The 21,086-nt window shown below is 67.6% G+C and carries 23 protein-coding genes; 10 read left to right on the top strand and 13 right to left on the bottom strand.

Translation table 11 applies throughout. The annotated features are described in order from the left end of the window. Positions 1 to 669, top strand: a complete 669-nt coding sequence (gene aat, locus J3367_RS17595; RefSeq protein WP_421461873.1) for a leucyl/phenylalanyl-tRNA--protein transferase — start codon at positions 1 to 3, stop codon at positions 667 to 669. Here the strand turns inward: aat and J3367_RS17590 are convergent. From J3367_RS17590 to J3367_RS17550, 9 genes are all read right to left on the bottom strand, one after another. Next, the gene (locus J3367_RS17590; RefSeq protein ID WP_009209683.1) at positions 609 to 1,016 is read right to left on the bottom strand and encodes a DUF2155 domain-containing protein; all 408 of its coding nucleotides are present in this window, start codon (positions 1,014 to 1,016) and stop codon (positions 609 to 611) included. The genes aat and J3367_RS17590 overlap by 61 nt on opposite strands. Before the next feature lie 158 nt (positions 1,017 to 1,174). Beyond that, positions 1,175 to 1,555 carry an NADH:ubiquinone oxidoreductase subunit NDUFA12 gene (locus J3367_RS17585; protein ID WP_024351728.1) on the bottom strand — a complete coding sequence of 127 codons (381 nt, stop codon included), beginning with the start codon at positions 1,553 to 1,555 and terminating at the stop codon, positions 1,175 to 1,177. 104 nt (positions 1,556 to 1,659) lie between these two features. Further along, positions 1,660 to 2,166: a GNAT family N-acetyltransferase gene (locus J3367_RS17580; RefSeq protein ID WP_024351727.1), complete on the bottom strand. Its 507-nt coding sequence runs from the start codon at positions 2,164 to 2,166 to the stop codon at positions 1,660 to 1,662. Then, positions 2,163 to 3,662, bottom strand: coding sequence for an Asp-tRNA(Asn)/Glu-tRNA(Gln) amidotransferase subunit GatB (gatB, locus tag J3367_RS17575; RefSeq protein WP_024351726.1), 1,500 nt, complete (start codon positions 3,660 to 3,662; stop codon positions 2,163 to 2,165). The genes J3367_RS17580 and gatB overlap by 4 nt, the downstream gene beginning before the upstream one ends. 96 nt (positions 3,663 to 3,758) lie before the next feature. Beyond that, positions 3,759 to 3,992 carry a hypothetical protein gene (locus tag J3367_RS17570; RefSeq protein ID WP_024351725.1) on the bottom strand — a complete coding sequence of 78 codons (234 nt, stop codon included), beginning with the start codon at positions 3,990 to 3,992 and terminating at the stop codon, positions 3,759 to 3,761. Between the two features lie 4 nt (positions 3,993 to 3,996). Next, complete coding sequence (gene gatA, locus J3367_RS17565; RefSeq protein ID WP_024351724.1) at positions 3,997 to 5,478, bottom strand: Asp-tRNA(Asn)/Glu-tRNA(Gln) amidotransferase subunit GatA; 1,482 nt, start codon at positions 5,476 to 5,478, stop codon at positions 3,997 to 3,999. After that, positions 5,475 to 5,945 (bottom strand): GNAT family N-acetyltransferase, encoded by a 471-nt coding sequence (locus J3367_RS17560; RefSeq protein WP_024351723.1) that lies wholly within the window; start codon positions 5,943 to 5,945, stop codon positions 5,475 to 5,477. Before J3367_RS17560 ends, gatA begins: the two co-directional genes overlap by 4 nt. A gap of 7 nt (positions 5,946 to 5,952) precedes the next feature. Continuing rightward, positions 5,953 to 6,240 (bottom strand): Asp-tRNA(Asn)/Glu-tRNA(Gln) amidotransferase subunit GatC, encoded by a 288-nt coding sequence (gatC, locus tag J3367_RS17555; RefSeq protein WP_009209688.1) that lies wholly within the window; start codon positions 6,238 to 6,240, stop codon positions 5,953 to 5,955. A 143-nt stretch (positions 6,241 to 6,383) separates the two neighbouring features. Continuing rightward, a complete protein-coding gene (locus J3367_RS17550) occupies positions 6,384 to 7,085 on the bottom strand; it encodes a metal-dependent hydrolase (protein ID WP_421461870.1) in 702 nt (233 codons plus the stop codon). 107 nt (positions 7,086 to 7,192) lie between these two features. On the opposite strand from J3367_RS17550, the gene ruvX reads away from it, so the two are divergent. Next, a complete protein-coding gene (gene ruvX / locus J3367_RS17545; protein ID WP_024351721.1) occupies positions 7,193 to 7,663 on the top strand; it encodes a Holliday junction resolvase RuvX in 471 nt (156 codons plus the stop codon). On the opposite strand, the gene J3367_RS17540 is transcribed toward ruvX, so the two are convergent. The 3 genes from J3367_RS17540 to J3367_RS17530 form a co-directional block, all read right to left on the bottom strand. Continuing rightward, entirely contained in the window at positions 7,624 to 7,962 is a 339-nt protein-coding gene (locus J3367_RS17540) for a DUF6105 family protein (protein ID WP_024351720.1), read from the bottom strand. The two genes, ruvX and J3367_RS17540, sit on opposite strands and share 40 nt — an antisense overlap. Beyond that, a complete protein-coding gene (locus J3367_RS17535; protein WP_156421805.1) occupies positions 7,962 to 8,519 on the bottom strand; it encodes a hypothetical protein in 558 nt (185 codons plus the stop codon). Before J3367_RS17535 ends, J3367_RS17540 begins: the two co-directional genes overlap by 1 nt. 165 nt (positions 8,520 to 8,684) lie before the next feature. Continuing rightward, positions 8,685 to 10,340, bottom strand: a complete 1,656-nt coding sequence (locus J3367_RS17530) for an acyl-CoA dehydrogenase family protein (protein WP_024351718.1) — start codon at positions 10,338 to 10,340, stop codon at positions 8,685 to 8,687. 72 nt (positions 10,341 to 10,412) lie between these two features. Here J3367_RS17530 and J3367_RS17525 point away from each other — a divergent pair, with 72 nt between their 5' ends. Genes J3367_RS17525 through dprA form a run of 4 tightly spaced genes read left to right on the top strand, consistent with a single transcriptional unit; the run spans position 10,413 to position 14,412 of the window. After that, entirely contained in the window at positions 10,413 to 11,366 is a 954-nt protein-coding gene (locus J3367_RS17525; RefSeq protein ID WP_009209692.1) for an aspartate carbamoyltransferase catalytic subunit, read from the top strand. Further along, a complete protein-coding gene (locus J3367_RS17520; RefSeq protein WP_024351717.1) occupies positions 11,363 to 12,676 on the top strand; it encodes a dihydroorotase in 1,314 nt (437 codons plus the stop codon). Before J3367_RS17525 ends, J3367_RS17520 begins: the two co-directional genes overlap by 4 nt. Further along, positions 12,677 to 13,285, top strand: coding sequence for a glycerol-3-phosphate 1-O-acyltransferase PlsY (plsY, locus tag J3367_RS17515; protein ID WP_421461866.1), 609 nt, complete (start codon positions 12,677 to 12,679; stop codon positions 13,283 to 13,285). After that, a complete protein-coding gene (dprA, locus tag J3367_RS17510) occupies positions 13,282 to 14,412 on the top strand; it encodes a DNA-processing protein DprA (RefSeq protein WP_024351715.1) in 1,131 nt (376 codons plus the stop codon). The genes plsY and dprA overlap by 4 nt, the downstream gene beginning before the upstream one ends. Here the strand turns inward: dprA and J3367_RS17505 are convergent. Next, positions 14,401 to 14,577 carry a hypothetical protein gene (locus J3367_RS17505; protein ID WP_421461864.1) on the bottom strand — a complete coding sequence of 59 codons (177 nt, stop codon included), beginning with the start codon at positions 14,575 to 14,577 and terminating at the stop codon, positions 14,401 to 14,403. The genes dprA and J3367_RS17505 overlap by 12 nt on opposite strands. Positions 14,578 to 14,830: 253 nt before the next feature. On the opposite strand from J3367_RS17505, the gene topA reads away from it, so the two are divergent. The 4 genes from topA to J3367_RS17485 are packed head-to-tail and all read left to right on the top strand — an operon-like array spanning position 14,831 to position 21,077. Beyond that, positions 14,831 to 17,617, top strand: a complete 2,787-nt coding sequence (gene topA / locus J3367_RS17500; RefSeq protein ID WP_024351714.1) for a type I DNA topoisomerase — start codon at positions 14,831 to 14,833, stop codon at positions 17,615 to 17,617. Positions 17,618 to 17,620: 3 nt separating this feature from the next. Then, the gene (gene rnr, locus J3367_RS17495; protein WP_024351713.1) at positions 17,621 to 19,888 is read left to right on the top strand and encodes a ribonuclease R; all 2,268 of its coding nucleotides are present in this window, start codon (positions 17,621 to 17,623) and stop codon (positions 19,886 to 19,888) included. After that, complete coding sequence (locus J3367_RS17490; protein WP_024351712.1) at positions 19,885 to 20,322, top strand: DUF983 domain-containing protein; 438 nt, start codon at positions 19,885 to 19,887, stop codon at positions 20,320 to 20,322. Before rnr ends, J3367_RS17490 begins: the two co-directional genes overlap by 4 nt. Continuing rightward, positions 20,319 to 21,077, top strand: a complete 759-nt coding sequence (locus J3367_RS17485) for an NUDIX domain-containing protein (RefSeq protein WP_024351711.1) — start codon at positions 20,319 to 20,321, stop codon at positions 21,075 to 21,077. Before J3367_RS17490 ends, J3367_RS17485 begins: the two co-directional genes overlap by 4 nt. The last annotated feature ends 9 nt before the right edge of the window (positions 21,078 to 21,086 follow it).

The following is a 21,086-nucleotide window of genomic DNA, read 5'->3' as shown; positions in this document are numbered from 1 at the left end:
ATGACACGGCGTGGTGGCCAGCGTTTCGAGATCACCCCGTCCATCCTGCTGAAGGCCTATGCCTGCGGCATCTTTCCGATGGCGGAAAAGGCGGACGATCTGGGCATCTTCTGGATCGATCCGACCGAGCGGGGAATCCTGCCGCTGGACGGCTTCCACCTGCCGCGCAGCCTGCGCAAGACCATCCGCCGAGCGCCCTTCGACATTCGCGTCGACACCGCCTTCGCGGCGGTGGTCGACGGCTGCGCGGAAGCTGCGCCCGGCCGCATGGAGACCTGGATCAACGGCCAGATCCGCTCGCTGACACTGGCGCTGGCGCAGGAAGGCTTTGCCCATTCGGTAGAAGCTTGGGACGGCGACGAGCTCGTCGGGGGCCTGTATGGCGTATCACTGGGCGGCGCGTTCTTCGGCGAGAGCATGTTCTCGCGCCGCACCGATGCGTCCAAGGTCGCGCTGGCCTATCTGTGGGAGCGGCTATGCCGTGGCGGCTACCAGCTCCTCGACACCCAGTTCCTGACCGGCCATCTGGAGCGCTTCGGCGCGATCGAGATCGACCGCGACACGTACCAGGCGCTGCTGGCCGAGGCGATCACGGTGGATGCGACGTTCTACCCCGCGGGCGCCGGGACATCCGATTCGCTTTTGCAGCTCTTCAGCCAGACGTCATAGACCGGATGCTCGACGGCGTTGAGGCCGGGAGACGCGGCGAACATCCAACCGGAGAAGATCTGGCGGATGTCGCGCTGCAGGGTGATCTCGTCGACCTTCACGAAGGCATCGGTCTTGGCGGCTTCGCCCTCGGCGCTGGTGTAGCAGACCTTCGGCGTCACCTGCAGGGCGCCGAACTGCACCGTCTCGTCGATATAGACGTCGAAGCTGGTGATCCGGCCGGTGATCTTGTCGAGCCCGGAGAACACCGCGACCTTGTTGGCGATGCGCTGCTGCGCCGACGCCGGAACCAGCGCGAGACCGGTCGTCACGGCAAACAGGATCGACGCACATAGCCGACGGTTCATGGGGGCGTCCTCAACATTTCCGGCCCGCCGGGCCGGGCAATACGCGCTGTGTCTGCCGGCAGATTGCGGCGATGACAGGGAGATCGTCCGGGCAGCAATCGAAAAGGCCGAAAGCCGATCCTGTCAGGCGGCCGACCGCGCTCCGGACCGCCGTGCGATCAGGGCGTCCAGGCGTCGTAATCGTCGGTGACGCGCGGGCGCTCGGACGGAGTGAGCAGCGAGCCCTGCGGCCGGTAGGCCTTGGCCGTGCCGGTGTAGTTCGGCTGGTGCGGCTTCTGCCAGGCGCGCGGCTTGTAGTCTTCCTGCGAAGGCGGCGTATCGACCCGGTAATGGATCCAGCCGTGCCAGCCGCCGGCTATCATCGACGCCTCGGCCGGGCCGTTGTAGATGACCCAGCGCTTGGTGCCGTCGGCGTTCTGATAATACTGGTTGCCGGCATCGTCCTCGCCGACCTTCTGGCCCTTGCGCCAGGTGTAGAATCTCGTGCCGATCGTCTGGCCTTGCCACCAGGTGAAGATCTGCAGCAGCCATTCCTTCATGGGAATTCCAGTCCGTGTCGATGCGGGGACGTTATGCTGCCGCGGCCGCAAAATGTCCACCATGGATCGCGTTCGCGCCGCCCTTCGGCGGCGCCCTGCCCGGCTCAGCCGGCGGCCAGCGTCTTCTCGTAGACCGAGGCTGGAATACCCGAATCGGCACAGCCGCAATTGGCGGTCGAGCCGGTCTGGGTGAAACCGTGCGCGCGGTAGAAGTCGATCGCCGGCATATTGGCTTCCTCGACCTCGAGGCGCAGCGTGCGCGCCGTCGGGAAGCAGTCGGAAATCTCGGCCAGAAGATCGCGGCCGATGCCCTGGCGCTGACAGCCCGGCCGCACATAGAGCTGGTGCAGGACGACCATCTTGCCGTCGCCGGCGGTCGCGGCGGCATAGGCCATGCCGCCCAGCCGCGTGCCGTCGTCGGCGACCAGGAACTCCGAGTTCAGCCGGTTGATCCGCGGCCTGAGCGCTTCGACCGAATGCCACGAGCGGGTGATCTCGCTCACCCGCTCAGCCCCGTAGATGTGGTCGTAGGTCGCGTGCCAGGTCTCGCCGAGCAACTGGCTGATCGCCTCCAGATCGGCCGCGCCGGCGGTGCGGACGAAGAAGGTCATTCCACGCCGAGCTTCTGCTTGACCAGCGCGTTGACCGCCTGGGGATTGGCCTTGCCCCCGGTCGCCTTCATCACCTGGCCGACGAACCAGCCGGCCATGGTCGGCTTGGCGCGGGCCTGCTCGACCTTGTCGGGATTGGCTGCGATCACCTCGTCCACCGCCGTCTCGATGGCGCCGGTGTCGGTGACCTGCTTCATGCCGCGCTCGTCGACGATCTTCTCGGGGTCGCCGCCCTCGTTCCAGACGATCTCGAACAGGTCCTTGGCGATCTTGCCGGAGATCGTCTCGGCCCGGATCATGTCGAGGATCGCCCCGAGCTGGTCCGCGGTCACCGGCGTCTCGCCGATATCCTTGCCGGCCTTGTTCAGCGCGCCCAGCAGGTCGTTGATGACCCAGTTGGCAGCCTGCTTGGCGTCGCGGCCCTTCGCCACGGCCTCGTAATAGTCGGCGATCGCCTTTTCGGAGACGAGGATCGAGGCGTCGTAGGCCGACAGGCCGGCATCGCGGATCAGCCGGTTCTTCTTGGCGTCCGGCAGTTCCGGCAGGCCTTCGAGCAGCGCGTCGACATAGGCCTGGTCGAATTCCAGCGGCAGAAGGTCCGGGTCCGGGAAGTAGCGGTAGTCATGCGCCTCTTCCTTGGACCGCATGGCGCGGGTCTCGCCCTTGGCCGGATCGTAGAGGCGGGTCTCCTGGTCGATGGTGCCGCCATCCTCGAGGATCGCGACCTGACGACGCGCCTCGGCCTCGATGCACTGGCCGACGAAGCGGATGGAGTTGACGTTCTTGATTTCGCAGCGGGTGCCGAAATCACCGCCGGGACGCCGCACGGAGACGTTGACGTCGGCGCGCATGGAGCCCTCGTCCATGTTGCCGTCGCAGGTGCCCAGATAGCGCAGGATGGTCCGCAGCTTGGTCAGATACGCCTTGGCCTCGTCGGCCGAGCGCATGTCGGGCTTGGAGACGATCTCCATCAGTGCGACGCCGGAGCGGTTCAGATCGACATAGGACATGGTCGGATGCTGGTCGTGCATCGACTTGCCGGCATCCTGTTCGAGATGCAGCCGCTCGACGCCGATCTCGATCTCCTCGAACTCGCCCTTGGAGTCCGGGCCGACGGAGACCGAGACGATGCCCTCGCCGACGATCGGGTCCTTGAACTGGGAAATCTGGTAGCCCTGCGGCAGGTCCGGATAGAAATAGTTCTTCCGGTCGAACACCGAGCGGTGCTTGATCTCGGCCTTGAGGCCGAGGCCGGTGCGCACCGCCTGGCGGACGCATTCCTCGTTGATCACCGGCAGCATGCCCGGCATGGCCGCGTCGACGAGGCTGACATGATCGTTGGGCGCGCCGCCGAAATCGGTCGAGGCGCCGGAGAACAGCTTGGCCTCGGACGTTACCTGGGCGTGGACCTCCATGCCGACGACGATCTCCCAGTCGCCGGTGGCGCCGGAGATGAAGTTCTTCGGATCGGGCGTTCGGGTGTCGACGAGGGTCATGGGCGTGTCCAGAAACTGAAGATGGGCTGCCAGAACGGCTGGTTCAATGCATGAAATCGGTCCGGTGGCGCAGCACGCCGGAGCGGCTGCAGCCGGTCAGCGACCGAGTGCGGCGACGATCGTGTCGCGCTCGGCCTCGAGGCTCTGCGCGCTCGGCTCGCGCCCGGCGCGGCGATACCAGTATTCGGCATTGCCCTGGTCGCCTTCGACGCGGTGGAGATGTGCGTGGATCCAGGCTGCGTCGGCGGAATGATCGTCCTGCACGATCGCGTGGGCGCCGTGCCAGTCGCCCGCCGCCAAGAGATCGAGTGCCTTGCGAAGCTCCGCCATCAGCCTACCACCATCTTGCCGGTTCGAAGCGGCCGGCCGCCTGCTCGATGGCGCTGCCGATCGCAAACAGGGTCTCTTCCTCGAAGGGCCGGCCGATGAGCTGGAGACCGAGCGGCAGCCCGTCGCCGGACAGGCCCGCGGGAACGGCGAGGCCCGGCAGGCCGGCCATGTTCACCGTCACCGTGAAGATGTCGTTCAGATACATCTTCACCGGGTCGGAGGCCATGTCCTGATCGGCGATGCCGAAGGCGGCCGAGGGCGTCGCCGGCGTCAGCAGCGCGTCGATGCCGTCCGCATAGACGGTCTCGAAGTCGCGCTTGATCAGCGTGCGGACCTTCTGGGCGCGCAGGTAATAGGCGTCGTAATAGCCGGCCGACAGCACATAGGTACCGATCATGATGCGGCGCTTCACCTCGCGGCCGAAACCGGCAGCGCGGGTGTTCTCGTACATCTCGGCGACGTCCTTGCCCGGCACGCGCAGGCCGTAGCGCACGCCGTCATAGCGGGCGAGGTTCGACGAGGCTTCCGCCGGCGCGACGATGTAATAGGCAGGCAGGGCGTATTTCGTGTGGGGCAGCGAGACGTCGACGATCTCGGCGCCGGCGTCGCGCAGCCAGGCGATGCCCTGCTGCCAGAGCGCCTCGATCTCCTCCGGCATGTTGTCGACGCGGTATTCCTTCGGAATGCCGATGCGCAGGCCCTTCACCGAACGGCCGACCGCGGCCTCGTAGTCCGGCACCGGCAGGTCGACCGAGGTGGTGTCCTTCGGATCGACGGAGGCCATGGATTTCAGAAGGATCGCCGCATCGCGCACGTCGCGGGCGATCGGCCCGGCCTGGTCGAGGGACGACGCGAAGGCCACCGTGCCCCAGCGCGAGCAGCGGCCATAGGTCGGCTTGATGCCGACCGTGCCGGTCAGCGCGGCGGGCTGGCGGATCGAGCCGCCGGTGTCGGTGGCCGTCGCGCCGGCGCACAGATGCGCCGAGACCGCCGCGGCCGAACCGCCGGACGAGCCGCCGGGCACCAGGTCGGCATTCGAGCCCTTGCGGCGCCAGGGGTTCTTCACCGGGCCGTAATAGGAGGTCTCGTTGGACGAGCCCATGGCGAACTCGTCCATGTTGAGCTTGCCCAGCATGACGGCGCCATCGGCCCACAGATTGGCGGTGACCGTCGATTCGTAGCGCGGCTCGAACCCGTCGAGAATATGCGACGCGGCCTGGGTGTGGATGCCCTCGGTGGCGAACAGGTCCTTGATGCCCATTGGGATGCCTTCGAGCGCGCCGGCCTCGCCCTTGGCCAGCCGCTCGTCGGAGGCCTTCGCCATGGCCAGCGCCTTGTCCGGCGTCACCGCCACATAGGCGTTGATCTGCGGGTTGGCGGCCTCGATCGCGGCATTGTAGGCCTGCGTCAGCTCGGTCGCGGAAAACTCCTTCGCCGCCAGCTTGTCCCGCGCTTCGGCGATGGTGAAAGACGTCAATTCGGTCATGGGGACAGCTTCTTCTCGTAAAAGCGACTGTAATCGGAATCCGGGTAGTCGAGCACGGCGCCGCAGCGCGTGAAACCGGATCGTTCGTAAAGTCTCCAGGCCGCCTCGAAGCCGGCCGTGGAGCCCGTTTCCAGTACCAGCCGGCCGAGTTCCCGGCGGCGCGCCTCGGCCTCGATGGACTGCAGGACCAGCCAGCCGAGCCCGGACCCGCGCACGTCCGGCGTCGTGTACATGCGCTTGACCTCGCCGATCGCGGGGCTGTGAACCTTCAGCGCGCCCATCCCCACCGCGGCGGACTGATCATCGCGCACCACGAAGACGGTGGTGTCCTCACCGGCCATCTGCTCGGCGGTGAGCTGAAACTGGAACTCCGGCGGCGACAGCGGCCGGAGATGATCGTTCAGCCGGGCGACCAGTTCGCGCAACTCATCCTGAAGCGGCGATTCCACCGCGATCGTCACCGTCATGGCGCGACTATTCCACCACCTTCGGCACGACGAAGAAATGATCTTCGCTGGCCGGCGCGTTAGCGACGATGTCGTCGGCCTTGGCGCCGTCTGTCACTTCGTCGGCGCGTTTCTTCATCACCATCGGGATCACCGACGTCATCGGCTCGACGCCCTCGACATCGACCTCGCCCAGATGTTCGACGAAGCCGAGGATCGCGTTGAGTTCGCTTTCCATCGCCACGACCTCGTCGTCGGTAACGGCGATCCGGGACAGCCGGGCGACCCGGCGGACTGTTGAAGCATCGACGGACATTGCGGTCCTACTGGTTGCAAGAGGAATTGCGCGAGCTATAGCGGCGCGCCCCTTGCGAGGCAACGCCGCAATGGCCGGACGGCCTAGGCGCTGCTCTGCGCCCCGACCGTCCGGTCCGGATCCGAAAGCCGAAATGCGTGCGATCAGACCTCGAAGGCTTCGCCGATCGCCGGCTTGAGGATCTTGCCGGCGTCGCCTTCCATCGCCTCGGTGAACTTGTCCGGGGTCTGGTCGAGGATCGGCAGCGTGCCCCAGTGGATCGGGATGATCTTGTCGAAGTTGAAGTAGCGCCGGCAGGCGAGCGCCGCCACCGCCGCGCCCATCGTCAGCCGATCGCCCACCGGCACCATCGCAACCTTCGGGGCGTGCAGTTCCTCGATCAGCGCCATGTCGGCGAAAATGTCGGTGTCGCCCATGTGATAGACCGTCGGGCCGTCGGCGAAGTGGAAGACCAGTCCGTTCGGCATGCCGAGATAGGTCACGGTCCCGTCTTCCTCGACATGGCCGGAGGAATGAAACGCCTGGGTCAGGGTGACGGTGAAGTCGTCAAAGCTCGCGGTTCCGCCGGTGTTCAGCGGCTCGATCGCCTCGATCCCCTTCTTGCCGAGCCAGCTGACCAGTTCGAAGGTGCCGACAACCTTGCAGCCATGCTTCTTCGCGATGTCGACGGTGTCGCCGACATGGTCGAAGTGGCCGTGGCTGAGGACGATATGGGTGACGCCCGCGACGGCGCTGTCGATATTGCCCTCGAAATGCGGGTTACCGGACAGGAACGGGTCGATCAGGATGACCGACGAGCCGGTGTCGATCCGGAATGCGGAATGGCCGAAATAGGTGATCTTCATGGGGGCTCCTTGCGGTCCGATCGCCGGCCGGACCTCTGTTCTGTGGGTGGTGTCCGGCACTCGGCGTGCTAACTGCACCGGCCCGTCCCCCGGTCAAGGAGAACGCGATGGCCATCGTGACGCTGGAAGAATTCGCCGACGCCGTCCCGAGCGGCACGACCATCGCCGGTCTCGACCTCGGCACCAAGACCATCGGCCTCGCCGTGTCGGACCGCGGCCAGCGCTTCGCCACGCCGCGCAAGGTGCTGCGGCGAACCAAGTTCACCGCCGATGCGAATGCGCTGGTGGCGGCGCTGAACGAGGACAGCATCGTCGGCATCGTCATCGGCCTGCCGCTGAACATGGACGGGTCGGAGGGGCCGAGGGCGCAGGCGACGCGGGCTTTCCTGCGCAATTACAGCCGCTTCGACGAACGGCCGGTGCTCTTGTGGGACGAGCGCCTGTCCACGGTCGCTGCGGAACGCGGCCTGCTCGAAGCCGACGTCTCGCGCAAGAAGCGGGCCGAACGGATCGATTCGGCCGCCGCCTCCTTCATTCTTCAGGGTGCGCTGGACCGGCTTTCGTCGCTGCGCTCATAGGCAAAGCCGTTCGCCAGGGCGAGCCGCGCGGCGCGCCGGGCCTGCCACCACGCCCGGATCTTCTTGCGGCGGCGGAAGGCGAGGATCGCGCCGAGGATCAGGCTGTCGATCGCGAGCGCACGCGCCACCAGCGGCGGGATCGTCGCCGGCTCGATACCGAGGATCGCGCCGTAGACCATGAAGACCCGGTCGTGGGTTTCGCGGGAGAAGAGCGGTCCGCCGAGATCGTTCAGCGAAAGAAAATACCAGCCCCAGAAAAAGACCAGGGGTCCGATCCAGAGCACCAGGAAGGTGCGCATCAGCGGGACTTGCCCTTGTCGCCGAACGGCGAGCGATGGCGGCGCATGAGCGCCTCGCGCTCGGCGGCGTGGATCGACCTGAGAACCGATTCGAAGGCCGCATCGTCGGCCGCGTCATCGACTTCGACCAGGCGGTCGAACAGCAGCGCTCCGAAGGTCAGCGCCAGCGCGACGAGGAAACCCGGGCCATCACCGAACAGGCTGGCGAGCGGCGATCCGGCGATGCTTGCAGCGGCATAAAAGGCGAAGAGTGCGACCAGCACAGCCGCGGCCAGCGGCTCGGCCCGGCGGATGGCCAGAATCGATGGCGAGGAAAGCCCGGCGATCGCCATGCCGAGGCCCGTGGCCAGCGCTACGAAGAGGCCTGCGAAGACGAGGGTCGCCTGGGCCGGCAGATAGAGGTCGGCCGCGATCGCGAAATCCTGCAGGAGCGGCGCGGCCGCGGTTCCGGCGGTCAGCGGATCGAGCCAGCCCGAATGCGCCATGAGCCGCAGACTGCTGACAGCCGCGAACCCAATCCAGGCACTGAGCGCCAGGGTCGTCGCCATTCTGCGCATGGAACCTCCTCGTCACGGTTACCGATCCGTTAACGGCGACCCTGTCGGTGAGAGGCCTTTGCCGCAATCGAAACCGGTTGTTAACCTTAACGCGTCCCCTTCCTCTGCCTCCTTCAGTGCAAACGCCGCAGCTTGGGTTTCGGTTGCCGAAATCCGGCGCCGGGCTCAGCGGATCGGCGGGTAGAGATCCTCGACGATTGCCCGCGAATCATGGCGCAGGTCGAGCATGCCGTAGGTATTGCGGAAGACACCGCCGAGCCGCGTCTCAGTGAAGGCATCGGCGGTCTGGCCCAATCCCAGCCGGCGCATGGAGGCGCTGGCGCCCGCCAGGGCCAGCTGCTCGGCCAGCAACCGGCAGGCGCCTTCGTCCGCCAGCGCCATCGCCATCGCGGCGCGCAGGACACCGGGCGTGCCGCCGGCGGTCTCGGCCATGTCCGCCTCGATCGTCGAGATCACCGTGTCGAAGGCCTGCGGGTCGCGCTGCAGGATGCGGGCGAGGTCGAGGGCCATCACGTTGCCGGAGCCCTCCCAGATCGCGTTGACCGGGGCTTCGCGATAGGCGCGGGCAAGCCTGCCGTCCTCGACATAGCCATTGCCGCCGAGACACTCCATTGCCTCGTATGTCAGCCCCGGGGCCATCTTGCAGACCCAGTATTTGGTGACCGGGGTCATCACCCGCGCCCAGGCGGCGTCTGCCTCGGAGGCCGCCTCCCCCGTTCGCCGGTCGAAGGCTTCGGCGAGCCGGAAGGACAGCACCGTCGCGGCCGCAACGTCCAGCGCCATGTCGGCCAGGACGCGCACCATCTGCGGCTGCTCGATCAGCGTCTTGCCGAACACCCGGCGTTCCCGGGCGTGATGGACCGCCTCGGCGAGCGCGCCACGCATCAGGCCCGCGGAGGCCAGCGCACAGTCGAGGCGGGTCAGCGTCACCATTTCGATGATGGTCTTCACGCCCTTGCCGGGATCGCCGACACGCCGCGCGTCGGCGTCGACGAACTCGACCTCGGAGGAGGCGTTGGAGCGGTTGCCGAGCTTGTCCTTCAGCCGCTGGAAATGCAGCCCGTTCAGCGAGCCATCGTCGCGGCGCCGGGGCATCAGGAAGCAGGTCGGCCCCTCCTGCGTCTGCGCCAGAACGAGGAACCCGTCGGACATCGGTGCCGACATGAACCATTTGTGCCCGGTCAGCCGATAATGCCCGCCGCCGGCATCGACGGCGCGGGTGGTGTTGGCCCGCACGTCGGTACCGCCCTGCTTCTCGGTCATGCCCATGCCGAGAGTGATGCCGGCCTTGGTCAGCGGCGCCTTGACGCTGGGGTCGTACTGCCGCGTGGCGATCACCGGCAGCCAGGCATCGCGCAGCTTCGGCGCCGCCGCGAGCGCCGCGACCGACGCGCTGGTCATGGTCACCGGGCACAGATGGCCGCATTCGACCCCGGCCGTCATGTAGAAGCGCGCGGCCCGCACCGCATGGCGGCGCCCGACCTCCTCCTCCGGCCCCTGCCAGATCGAGGCGTGCAGCCCGTCGGCGACCGAGCGCCGCATCAGGGCGTGATAGGCGGGATGATAGTCGATCAGTTCCAGCCGCCGGCCCTTCTCGTCGAAACGACGCAGGCGCGGCGTCTCGATATTGGCAAGCCGCGCCAGATCATGGGCCTCGAATGAGCCGCAGAATCGTCCGTGCCGCTCCAGTGTCGTCAGGACCAGGTCAGGAAAATCGGCGGCCAGGAGACGCAGCAGCGGATCGCCGCGAAAGGCGTTGAAACCAGCATAGTCGGAGGACTGGTTGGTCACCTCGTGGGTGTGGAAATTCGTCTCGGCCACACGCGACTCCTGTGCTTCACTTGCTCTCGATCCTTGCCGCTAAACCACGGATTGCCTATAGGCGTCGTTTTAATGAGCGCGACCCTGCCTTTTCCCCCGTTCGGCCAGCGACACCTTCTGGGTATCGCCCGCCTGCAACCCCACGAGATCGAACAACTGATCGATCTGGCCGAGGCGGAGGTGGCGGTCAGCCGCCGGCGCGACAAGAAGAAGTCGACGCTGAAGGGCCGCACCCAGATCAACCTGTTCTTCGAGGCCTCGACCCGCACCCAGGCGTCGTTCGAACTGGCCGGCAAGCGGCTGGGCGCCGACGTCATGAACATGGCGGTCGCCAATTCGTCGGTGAAGAAGGGCGAGACCCTGATCGACACGGCGATGACGCTCAACGCCATGCAGCCGGACATCCTGATCGTGCGGCACCATTCGGCCGGCGCCGTGGCGCTGCTGGCCCAGAAGGTCGCCTGCTCGGTGGTCAATGCCGGCGACGGCGCGCATGAGCACCCAACCCAGGCGCTGCTCGATGCGCTCACCATCCGCCGCCACAAGGGCCGCATCGCCCGGCTCACGGTGACGATCTGCGGCGACGTGCTGCACAGCCGCGTCGCGCGCTCCAACATCCTGCTCCTCAATGCGCTGGGCGCCCGGGTCCGCGTCGTCGCCCCGGCAACACTGCTGCCGAGCGGCATCGAATCGATGGGCGTCGAGGTCTACCGGCGCATGGAAGACGGGCTGAAGGACGCGGACGTGGTGATGATGCTGCGCCTGCAGCGCGAGCGCATGGAGGGCTCCTTCGTGCCGTCGGTGCGGGAGTATTTCCGCTATTTCGGCCTCGATGCGGCCAAGCTGCGCCACGCCCGGCCCGACGCGCTGGTCATGCATCCCGGGCCGATGAACCGCGGCGTCGAGATCGCCTCGGAGATCGCCGACGGGCCGCAGAGCGTCATCGAGGAACAGGTGGAGATGGGCGTCGCCGTGCGCATGGCCGTGATGTCGGCCCTCATCGGCGGACCGGAGGCCTCGGCATGAGGGTTGCAGCTCCGACCGTCATCGAGCATGTGCGGATCATCGACCCGGCCCGGTCGCTGGACGCGGTCGGCACGGTCGTCGTCGTCGACGGCCATATCGTCGCCGCGGGCGCCGACGCGCTCAACCAGGGCGCGCCCGACGGCGCCGAGATCGTCGACGGCCGAGGCCTGCTGCTGGTGCCCGGGCTCGTCGACGCACGGGTGTTCATCGGCGAGCCGGGCGGCGAACACCGCGAGACCATCGCCTCGGCCTCGGCGGCGGCGGCGGCCGGCGGCGTCACCTCGATCCTCACCATGCCCGACACCAATCCGGTGGTCGACGAAGTGGCGATCGCCGAATTCGTCATGCGGACGGCGCGCGATACCGCCGTCGTCAACGTCTTCCCCGCGGCAGCGCTCACCCGCGGCCTGAAGGGCAAGGAGATGAGCGAGATCGGCCTTCTCACCGGGGCCGGCGTGCGCGCTTTCACCGACGGCCGCCACACCATCGCCGACCCGGTGCTGCTGCGCCGGATCATGACCTATGCGCGCGATTTCGATGCCCTGGTCATGCACGAAACGCAGGATGCGGCGCTGACCGGCAACGGCGTCATGAACGAGGGGCTGCTGGCCTCCTGGCTGGGCCTGCCGGGCGCGCCGGCCGAAGCCGAGATCATTCCGCTGGAGCGCGACCTGCGGCTCGCCGTCCTCACTGGCTGCCGCTACCACGCCGCCAAGCTCTCGCTGGGCGAATCGGCGGACGTCATGCGGCGGGCCAAACGGCGCGGCATCGCGGCGACGGCCGGCGTGTCGATCAATCATCTGTCGCTGAACGAGAACGACATCGGCGAATACCGCACCTTCTTCCGCCTGTCGCCGCCGCTGCGGCGCGAGGAGGATCGCGCCGCCATGGTCGAGGCGCTGGCCGACGGCACCATCGACATCATCGTTTCGTCCCACGATCCGCAGGACGCCGACGGCAAGCGCCGGCCCTTCGCCGAGGCCGAGAGCGGCGCGATCGGCCTGGAGACGCTGCTGCCGGCGGCGCTGCGGCTGCATCATTCCGGCGCCGTGCCGTTGGCGCGCATCATCGAGGCGGTGACCGCCGCTCCGGCAAAGCTCCTCGGCCTCGATCGCGGCACGCTGGCGCCCGGATCCGTCGCCGACATGGCGCTGGTCGATCTGGAAGCGCCGTTCCTGTTCAGCGAGGACCGCATCCGCTCGCGCTCCAAGAACACCGCCTTCGAGAACGCCCGCTTCCAGGGCCAGGTCTTGCGGACCTTCGTCGCGGGCCGCACAGTCTTTTCGGAATCGGACCGGAGCGGGGGCTGAATGGTGGATTGGGACTCAAGCCTCTGGCCGATCTGGCTGGCCTGCGTTGCTGGCGGTTATCTCGTCGGCTCGATTCCCTTCGGGCTGATCTTCGCGCGGCTCTTCGGCCTCGGCGACATCCGCAAGATCGGTTCGGGCAATATCGGCGCGACCAACGCGCTGCGGACCGGCAACAAGCCGATGGCGGCGCTGACGCTGGCCGGTGACGTCCTCAAGGGCACCGTGCCGGTCCTGATCGCCTCGCGCTGGGGCGGCGAAGCGGCGATCCTCGCGGGTCTCGCGGCGTTTCTCGGCCACCTCTTCCCGGTCTGGGTCGGGTTCAAGGGCGGCAAGGGCGTCGCCACCTATCTCGGCATCCTGCTCGGCATCGCGCCCATCGGCGTCCTGGTCTTCGCGGTGGTCTGGCTCTCGGTGGCCTTCCTCTTCCGCTATTCCTCGCTGGCGGCGCTCGTCGCCACGCTGGTCGTGCCGGTGGTCTATGTCGCGCTCGGCTACATAGACGCGGCCGCCCTCACCGCGATCCTGACCGCCATCGTTTATATCCGCCATCACGCCAATATCCGCCGGCTGCTGGCCGGCACGGAGGGCAAGATCGGAGCCAAGGGGTGAGCCCCTCTGACGCCCCTCCCCACGGCGTCAGACTTCCCGACGAGACGCGGCTCGCCTGGCTCCGGCTGATCCGCAGCGAGAATGTCGGCCCCGCCACCTTCCGATCGCTGATCAACCGCTATGGCGGCGCCGAGGCGGCACTCGCGGCGCTGCCGGAACTCGCAGCGCGGGGCGGCCGCAGCGTTCGCGTCGAGAGCCTTGCCGCGGCCGAGGACGAGATGAACCGGGCCAGCCGCATGGGCGCCCGCTTCATCTGTCTCGGCGAGCCCGACTACCCGCCGCTCCTCAAGGCCACCGAGAGCGCGCCGCCGGTGCTGGCGGTGATGGGCACCGAGACGGTTCTCCATCAGCCCGCCGTCGCTATGGTGGGGGCCCGCAACGCCTCGCTCTCGGGGATCAAGCTTACCCGCCAGTTTGCCGACGAGATCGGCCGGGCCGGCTACGTCGTCGTCTCGGGCCTTGCACGGGGCATCGATGCCGCCGCGCACGAGGCGGCGCTGACCACCGGCACGATCGGCGTCTTTGCCGGCGGCCTCGACCGGCCCTACCCCGACGAGAACCGGCCGCTGATGCGCCGGATCATCGACGAAGGCGGATGCCTCCTGTCCGAGCGGCCGTTCGGATGGGAGCCGCGCTCGCGCGATTTTCCCCGGCGCAACCGGCTCGTTGCCGGCTTGGCCCTGGGTCTCGTCGTGACCGAGGCGGCGCTGCGTTCGGGCTCACTGATCAGCGCGCGGATCGCCGCCGAGATCGGGCGGATCGTCTTTGCCGTGCCCGGATCGCCGCTCGACCCGCGGGCCGCCGGTGCCAATCAGCTTCTGAAGAATGGCGCGATCCTGGCGACCGAGGCGAACGACGTGACCGCGGCGCTGCGACCGTTGGACGACCGCATGGGCTGGATGCCGCCCGCCATCGAGGAACCGCCCTCGGGCCAGGAAACCGACGAGCCGGCCAAGGGCGAACGCGAGCGCATCATCGAGACGCTCGGGCCGACGCCGATCGATGTCGACGACATCATCCTCCACACCGGTGCGCGGCCCGGTGTCGTGCAACTCGTGCTTCTCGAACTCGATCTGGCGGGCCGCCTCGAGCGACATCCGGGCGGACTGGTCTCGCTACTTCTCTGAGCGCCGGGCACCGGACGTGAGCTGATGCTCGGCCTCGAGCCGCGCCATCTCCAGGAAATAACCCAGCAACGAGTTATGCGGCGCGCCGAATACAACCTTCAGTTGCGCCAACATGTCGCTCACGTAGCGCAGGCTCGCTTCCCGGTCCTCTGGATGTGCTGTCATGGTCGGCACGCTCCCGAACGCGGTTTGAACCGGCCACTGATCCTGCAGCCCACCGCCTCGTCTGCAGGTTGGGATTATAGAGATTTTCCCTTATTGGTTGCAACCTTCGCGGGGTCCCGATCCCGCCGGGGTTGACCGGTCGCGCCGGACTGTCCATGTGACGGTGCGGTCGACGCGCTGTTCGTCGCTGAATTCTCCGCCGCACAGGCGACCTTACCGGGTCGCATCTCTCTTCTCTCAGGACTGCCTTGTCATGGATGTCGTCATCGTTGAATCGCCCGCCAAAGCGAAGACGATCAACAAGTATCTCGGCAGCAACTACCAGGTGATCGCCTCCTATGGTCACGTCCGCGACCTGCCGGCCAAGGACGGCTCGGTGCGCCCGGACGAGGACTTCGCGATGAGCTGGGAGGTCGGCAAGCCGTCCGTGAAGCGAATCAGCGAGATCGCCCAGGCGGTCAAGAAGGCCGACGGCCTCGTGCTCGCCACCGATCCGGATCGCGAAGGCGAAGCGATTTCCTGGCACGTCCTGGAAGTGTTGCGGCAGAAGAAGGTGATCGGCACCAAGCCGGTCAGCCGGGTGGTGTTCAACGCCATCACCAAGAAGGCCGTGCTCGACGCGATGGCCAATCCGCGCGCCATCGACGAGCCGCTGGTGGACGCCTATCTCGCCCGCCGCGCCTTGGACTATCTCGTCGGCTTCACCCTGTCGCCGGTGCTGTGGCGCAAGCTGCCCGGCGCCCGCTCGGCGGGCCGCGTCCAGTCGGTGGCGCTGCGCCTCGTCTGCGACCGCGAAGCCGAGATCGAGCGCTTCAAGAAGGAAGAGTACTGGCAGATTGCCGCGATGCTGGCGACGCCGCGCGGCGACGATTTCCGCGCCCGCCTCACCGGCTTCGGCGGCGACAAGCTGCAGAAGATGTCGATCGGCGACGGCGACAAGGCCGAGACGATCCGCGCCATGCTGGACGGGGCGACCTACCGGGTCGACAGCGTCCAGGCCAAGCCGACCAAGCGCAATCCGGGCCCTCCCTTCACCACCTCGACGCTGCAGCAGGCGGCCTCCGCCAAGCTCGGCTTCTCGGCCTCGCGCACCATGCAGGTCGCGCAGCGGCTCTATGAAGGTGTCGATGTGGGCGGCGAGACCGTCGGCCTGATCACCTATATGCGGACCGACGGCGTGCAGATGGCGCCCGAGGCGATCGCCGACGCGCGCAAGTCGATCGGTGCCGCTTTCGGCGAGCGCTATGTTCCGGAAAAGCCACGCTATTATTCGAGCAAGGCCAAGAACGCGCAGGAGGCCCATGAGGCCATCCGCCCGACCGAGTTCGGTCGCGCGCCCAAGGATGTCGAGCGCTATCTCGACCGTGACCAGGCACGCCTCTACGACCTGATCTGGAAGCGCTGCATCGCCAGCCAGATGGCCTCCGCTGAGATCGAGCGCACCACCGCCGAGATCGTCGCCACCAATGGAGGCGAGACCGCGACCCTGCGCGCTACCGGCCAGGTCATCAAGTTCGACGGCTTCATCGGCGCCTATGTCGAGCACCGCGACGACAGCAAGGCGAGCGATCCGGGTGACGAGGACGACGACCGCGCCCGGCTGCCGGAAATCCTCGCCGACGAGGATCTGGCCAAGCGCGCCATCGAGGCCTCGCAGCACTTTACCGAGCCGCCGCCGCGCTATTCCGAGGCGTCGCTGATCAAGAAGATGGAAGAGCTCGGCATCGGCCGGCCCTCGACCTATGCCTCGACGCTGCAGACCCTGGAGGATCGCGGTTATGTCGTGCAGGAGGCCCGCAAGCTTCTGCCCGACGCCAAGGGGCGTCTTGTCACAGCGTTCCTGCACAATTTCTTCGAGCGCTATGTCGAGTACGACTTCACCGCGGCGCTGGAAGAGAAGCTCGACCTGATCTCGGCCGGCCAGCTCGCCTGGAAGGACGTGCTGCGCGAGTTCTGGCAGAACTTCTCCGCACAGGTCGACGGCACCAAGGAACTGCGGGTCACCAATGTTCTGGACGCGCTGAACGTCGAACTCGGCCCGCTGGTCTTCCCGCCCAAGGAAGACGGCACCGAGCCGCGTGCCTGCCCGCGCTGCGGCAACGGCCAGCTGTCGCTGAAGCTCGGCAAGTTCGGCGCCTTTGTCGGCTGCTCGAACTATCCCGATTGCGGCTATACCCGCCAGCTCGGCACCAACATGTCGGGCGACGGTGCGGCCGCCGACGAGGGTCCGTCGGATCTCGGCGTCGATCCGGAAACCGGCGAGCCGGTGACCCTGCGCACGGGTCGTTTCGGCCCCTATGTCCAGCGCGGCGAAGGCAAGGAAGCCAAGCGTTCGTCCCTGCCCAAGGGCTGGCAGGCCAGCGAGATGGATCTCGACAAGGCGCTGCGGCTGCTGTCGCTGCCCCGCGAGGTCGGCCTGCATCCCGAAAGCGGCAAGCCGATCCTGGCCGGTCTCGGGCGCTACGGGCCGTTCCTCAACCATGACGGCATGTACGCCAATCTCGAGACCATCGAGGACGTGTTCGAGGTCGGCCTCAACCGGGCCGTCACCGTCATTGCGGAGAAGAAGGAAAAGGGCGGCCGCGGACGCGGCACCCCCGCGGCGCTGGCGACCCTCGGCGAGCATCCCGAATATGGTGGCCAGATCACCGTTCGGGACGGCCGCTTCGGGCCCTATGTGAATGTTGGCAAGGTCAATGCGACGCTGCCCAAGGCCAAGGACCCCGCCAGCGTCACGTTGGAAGAGGCGATCCAGCTGATCAACGAGCGGGTTGAGAAGACCGGCAAGACGCCGAACGCCAAGAAGGCTCCTGCCAAGAAGCCGGCGGCCAAGAAGGCTGCCACGAAGAAGGCGCCCGCCAAGAAGGCCGCGCCCAAGAAGACGGCGGCGAAGGCCGATGCCGATGGCGAGGCAGCAGTGAAGAAGCCGGCGGCCAAGAAGGCGCCCGCGAAGAAGACTGCCACGGCCAGGAAGCCGGCGGCGAAGACAACCACCGAACCGCAGGCCGCCGACGATTCGGTGCCCTGGGATCAGGAGTAGACCTTGGCGAAAGGCCGGTCCCGGAACGACGCACCGCCCGAGCTCACGCGCGAGGCGGTGCTCCGCTTCATCGCGGACAATCCCGGCCGCGCCTCCAAGCGCGACATCGCCAAGGCCTTTGCGGTCAAGGGCGACGGGCGCGTCGCGCTCAAGGATCTTTTGGCCGATCTGCAGGCCGAGGGGCTGCTGGCGGGAAGCCGTAAGCGCTTCTCGACGCCGGGGGTCCTGCCGCCGGTGGCGGTTCTGGAAATCCGCAGCCGCGACGACGACGGCGGTCTCCTGGCCGAACCGGTGAGCTGGGACGAGGCCGTCGATGGCGAGCGGCCGCGTCTGGCCGTGCGGCAGGATCGCGCCAAAAGCCCGGCGGCGGGCCTCGGCGAACGCATCCTCGCCAGCATCGAGGAGGACGAGGGCGGCGCCCGGATCGCCCGGATCATCCGCGTTCTGGAGCAGCGCAAGACGACGGCCCTGGGCGTGTTCCGCGCCAAGCCCGGCGGCGGCGGCCGGGTCGAACCGGTCGAGCGCAAGCAGCCGGAATACGCCATCAAGCCCGGCGACGAGAACGGTGCGCGTAACGGCGACCTCGTGGCCGTCGAGCCGGGGCCGCGCGCGCGTCTCGGCCTGCCCTTCGCCACCGTGACCGATGTCGTTGGTTCGATGGAATCGGAGCGCGCGATCTCGACCATCGCACTGCATGCCCATTCCATTCCGCATGTCTTCCCGAAGGCGGTGCTGAGCGAGGCCGAGGCCGCCGGCCCGGCCAGCATGGCGCATCGCGAGGACTGGCGGTCGCTGCCGCTGGTCACCATCGACCCGGCCGACGCCAAGGATCACGACGACGCGGTCCATGCCGCGCCCGACGAGGACCCGGCCAATCCCGGCGGCATGGTGGTGACCGTCGCCATCGCCGACGTCTCCTATTACGTCCGCCCCGGCACCAAGCTCGATTCCGAGGCCCGGCTGCGCGGCAATTCGGTCTACTTCCCCGACCGGGTCGTGCCCATGCTGCCCGAGCGGATCTCCAACGACCTCTGCTCGCTGCGCGAGAATGTCGACCGGCCGGCGCTCGCCGTGCGGATGGTGCTCGGCGCCAATGGCGAGAAGCGGCACCACAGCTTCCACCGCGTGATGATGCGCAGCCACGCCAAGATCGCCTACGAGGCCGCCCAGGCGGCCATTGACGGGGCGACCGGCGACGTCGACCCGCATGTGACCGAGACGATGCTGAAGCCGCTCTGGGCGGCCTACGCACTGGCCCGCTCGGCGCGCGAACGCCGCCAGCCGCTCGACCTCGACCTGCCCGAGCGCAAGCTCAAGCTCGGCCCCGACGGCCGGGTGGAGAAGGTCGTCGTGCCGGCTCGCCTCGACGCCCACCGGCTGATCGAGGAGTTCATGATCCTCGCCAATGTGGCGGCGGCCGAGAGCCTCGAATCCAAGCGGCAGGCGCTGATCTACCGCGCCCATGACGCGCCGTCCCTGGCCAAGCTGGAATCCCTGCGCGAGTTCCTGCGCACGCTGGAAATCTCGCTGGCCAAGAGCGGCACGCTACGCCCCTCACACTTCAACGGCATCCTCAGCCAGGTGAAGGCCAGCGAGCACGAGAGCCTGGTCAACGAGGTCGTGCTGCGCTCCCAGTCGCAGGCGGTCTACTCGCCGGACAATATCGGCCATTTCGGCCTGAACCTCGACCGTTACGCGCATTTCACCTCGCCGATCCGCCGCTATGCCGATCTCATCGTGCACCGGGCGCTGGTCACCGCCTTCGATCTCGGCGAAGGCGGGCTCAGCCGCGAGGACGAGGAAAATCTCCAGGCGACCGCCGAGGAGATCTCGCGGGCCGAACGCCGGGCCATGGCGGCCGAGCGCGACACGGTCGACCGGCTGATCGCCCACCATCTGGCCGACCGGATCGGTGACGATTTCGAGGGACGCATAGCCGGCGTGACGAAAGCGGGGCTTTTCGTCGCGCTTCCGGCCTTTGGCGCCGATGGTTTCGTTCCCATATCGACACTGGGGAACGAGTTCTTCCATTATGACGAGGTCGGACGTTCGCTGGTTGGCGACCGCAGCGGCAACGGCTACCGCCTCGGCGACACCGTCGAGATTCGTCTGAAGGAGGCCATTCCGCTGGCCGGCTCGATGCAGTTCGAGATGCTCAGCGAGCCGCGCAAGCTGCCGCGCGAGGCGGGCTCGTTCCACAAGACCGGACGCAAGCAGCGCTTCGGCCGCCGCGAGAAGAACGTCGCCGGGAAGGTCAGGAAGAAACGATGAACAGTGTGACCATGCACGCAGACGCCGAGGCCCGGGCCAACAGCGCCGAAGGCGATCGCCCGCTCTGGCCGGCGCTCGTCAACGGCTTCCGTTGCCACTGCCCCAATTGCGGTGAAGGCAAGCTGTTCCGCAGCTATCTGCGCAGCGTCGACGACTGCACCGTGTGCGGCCAGGAGATCCACCATCACCGCGCCGACGATTTACCGCCCTATCTGACGATCTTCATCGTCGGGCATATCGTGGTCGCCCTCTTCATGGGAATCGAAGCCTCCTACGATTTGTCGATGTGGACGCATCTGGCGATGTGGGTTCCGGTCACGCTGGTGCTCTCGCTGGCACTCCTGCAGCCGCTGAAGGGCGCCACCATCGGCCTGCAATGGTCGCTGCGCCTCGGCGGCTTCGGCACCGAGGACGAGGCGGATCGCGTCGGGTGAGCGAGGCCGGTGATCCGCTCGCTACACTGAACGCCGAACGGGCGCGGCTTGCCCGGCCGAGCGGACTGCCGGCGGCCAAGGCGATCCGCGACGCCGGAACGCTGCTCATCGTCGACGACAGCGACGGCACGGCCCGCGTCCTGATGGGACGACGCTCCACGAAGCATGTCTTCATGCCGGGACGCTATGTCTTTCCCGGCGGCCGGGTCGATCCGTCCGATCTGGCGCTGGCCCGCGACTTCGCCCTCTCCGAACCTGCCCTCGACCGCCTCTGTGCCGGCCCCCCGGCCCGCTACGACCGACGGCGCGCCACCGCAACGGCGCTCGCCGCGATCCGGGAAACCTTCGAGGAGGCGGGCGCCATGATCGGCGCGCCCGGCAGCTTCGCCGGCAAGGGCGAGCACTGGAGCGTCTTCGGCGCACGCGGCATCCGCCCCGCCCCGGAGATGCTGGTGCCCATTGCGCGGGCGATCACGCCGCCTGGTCCCCCGCGGCGCTACGATACCCGCTTCTTCTGTGTCGCCGCCGATGCGATCGGCCATCAGCTCGCCCTCGACGAATTGCCGACGGACGAGCTGGAAGAGCTTGCCTGGGTCGATCTGAACGCGCTCCAGGAGCTGTCGCTGGCACCGATCACCCTGCGCATCGTCGGTGATCTGAAGGCGCGCATCGCCGACGGGACCTGGCGCGACCCGGCGCGGCCGATGCCGTTCTACCGGGCCATTCGCGGCCAGTTCGTACGCGAATCGCTCTGACGCAACGGG

This window comes from Aurantimonas sp. NFXS3 (assembly GCF_049132005.1).
Taxonomy (GTDB): domain Bacteria; phylum Pseudomonadota; class Alphaproteobacteria; order Rhizobiales; family Rhizobiaceae; genus Aurantimonas; species Aurantimonas coralicida.
Note: the sequence above shows the minus strand (reverse complement) of the source record. Positions and strands in the feature narration are given on the sequence as shown.